Source organism: Caballeronia mineralivorans PML1(12), from assembly GCF_001028175.1.
GTDB lineage: Bacteria > Pseudomonadota > Gammaproteobacteria > Burkholderiales > Burkholderiaceae > Caballeronia > Caballeronia mineralivorans.
This window is the reverse complement of sequence record NZ_AEJF01000370.1, coordinates 1-1,862: the sequence shown is the minus strand read 5'-3', so window position 1 is coordinate 1,862 and position 1,862 is coordinate 1. Positions and strand designations below refer to the sequence as shown.

Here is a 1,862-nt window from a genome sequence, read left to right as displayed (position 1 = left end):
TGGTGAGTAGCCCCGGGGAGTTTCACCCCGAGGCTCTCGCAGAACCGGACGTGAGGCTCGCACCTCATCCGGCTCCCGTTACCCGACCTCGCGCCGAGCGATACGCCAGTGAACGAACAACCGTGGAGCGAGTTCCTTCATCTTGCCGAGCCATCGGACACTACGCTGCTTTCGCCGCCGGAGTGTCTTGTATTTGCGTCTGGCCCACTGTGCAAGCTTCTGGTCTATATAGTGGAAGAGCTTTCGCATCTCCGACCTATAGAACGCCCCATAGTAGTTCCACCACCCTTGTATCATCGGGTTGCATAACTGCGCGATCTCTTCAAGCGTCGCTGGCGTGCGGCGATGGACCCGCCAGCCCCGCACCACCTGCCTCATCCGTTTGAGCGCGTCGCCACTCACCGCCGGCAGGAAACCGGTAAATAGCCGGTTGTGTCGACTGCGCGCTCCCCTGGGCCCGAACGTGAAGCCCAGAAACGTAAATTGCACGTTCGGAAAGGCCCCAGTACGCTTGCTGTCCTTGCAGTACACGATTTTCGACTTCTCCGGATGCATCGTCAGCCCACATTCCTCCAGCCGTAATGCAATAGAGCGCATCACCGCTTCAGCCTGCGCCTGGGTGCGGCAGTGAACCACCGCATCGTCGGCGTAGCGCGCGAAGGGACATTGTGGATACGTCCGCTTCATCCAGCTATCGAACGCGTAATGCATAAACAGATTCATCAAGATTGGACTGACCACACCACCCTGTGGAACACCTCGCGTCCGGGACATTTTCGTTCCGTCCGCGATTTCGAACGGCGCAGTCAGCCACCGCTCGATGTACAACAGGATCCAGTCCTCCCTGATGTGGCTTCGCACCGCCTTCATCAACAACGCATGATCGATCTGATCGAACGCCGCCTTGATGTCAAACTCAACAACCCAGTCATACTGCCAGCAACGCTTGCGCGTCACAGCAATTGCCTGTTTAGCCGACTTGCCCGGCCGGTATCCGTAAGAATCAGGATGAAACACCGGATCGAGTGTCGGCTCGATCATGAGCTTGACAACGCTTTGAGCAATTCGATCAGACACGGTGGGCACGCCCAACTTTCTCGTGCCACCCTTGGCCTTCGGAATTTCCACCTGCTTCACCGGCGGCGGGAAGTACGACCCCGATGTCATCCGGTTCCACAGTTTGTACAGATTTCCCAAGAGATTCTGTTCGAACATGGCGATGGTTTCATCATCCACGCCGGCAGCGCCACGGTTGGCCCTTACCAGTTGATACGCTTCCCACACGACCCGCTTCGCTATGCAGTAAGGCTTCGCTGATGTCATGTCACTCCTCCCCGCAGTGCAGGTTGATGACCTTCGTCAGCTGGATAACGCCGCCCCTTCGCTCCACTCCCATTACAGGAGCTTCGACACTACTACAGGCGGCTCCGCCCCTCGCTCCGGCATCGGTATTCTTCCTTATGGTGTCTGCCATTCGTCATTTCCCTTTGCATCCGGAGAAAGGTTCTCACGTTCCATATCAAAGCCTGTATTGGGCTCATGCCGCCTATACACCGACTGCCGACGGGTCCGTAAACAGGTATCGTCCCGACTTGTCCCGGAGCCTGTAGTCAACCCCGGTTTTGACAGTATGTTTGTACGTAACGATGCGTCATCGGCCAGTTTGCTTTCGCTCATCTTCCCAATACGTACCTGCCATCCTTCACGGATGACTTTTCCTCGGTCGCTCACCACCACGCCTTTTGAACGCAGCAGCACCGGGCGGTTTGAAGCCTGCCCCTGCAGGCCGGCTTCGGGAGGCCTGCTCCCATCTTTGATACAGCATCACAGGCTTCCGCCCGTGTTCGTGACACACACTACAG

Annotated in this window: 1 protein-coding gene; it reads right to left on the bottom strand. The window is 57.3% G+C overall.

The window, feature by feature from the left end; translation table 11 throughout:
* Positions 1–78: 78 nt before the first annotated feature.
* The gene (ltrA, locus tag EOS_RS43085) at positions 79–1,323 is read right to left on the bottom strand and encodes a group II intron reverse transcriptase/maturase (RefSeq protein ID WP_047898358.1); all 1,245 of its coding nucleotides are present in this window, start codon (positions 1,321–1,323) and stop codon (positions 79–81) included.
* Positions 1,324–1,862: the final 539 nt, after the last annotated feature.

What these genes read in the sequence shown, in the direction of transcription:
- ltrA (WP_047898358.1), bottom strand. Translation starts at nt 1,323, where the DNA reads ATGACATCAGCGAAGCCTTACTGCATAGCGAAGCGGGTCGTGTGGGAA.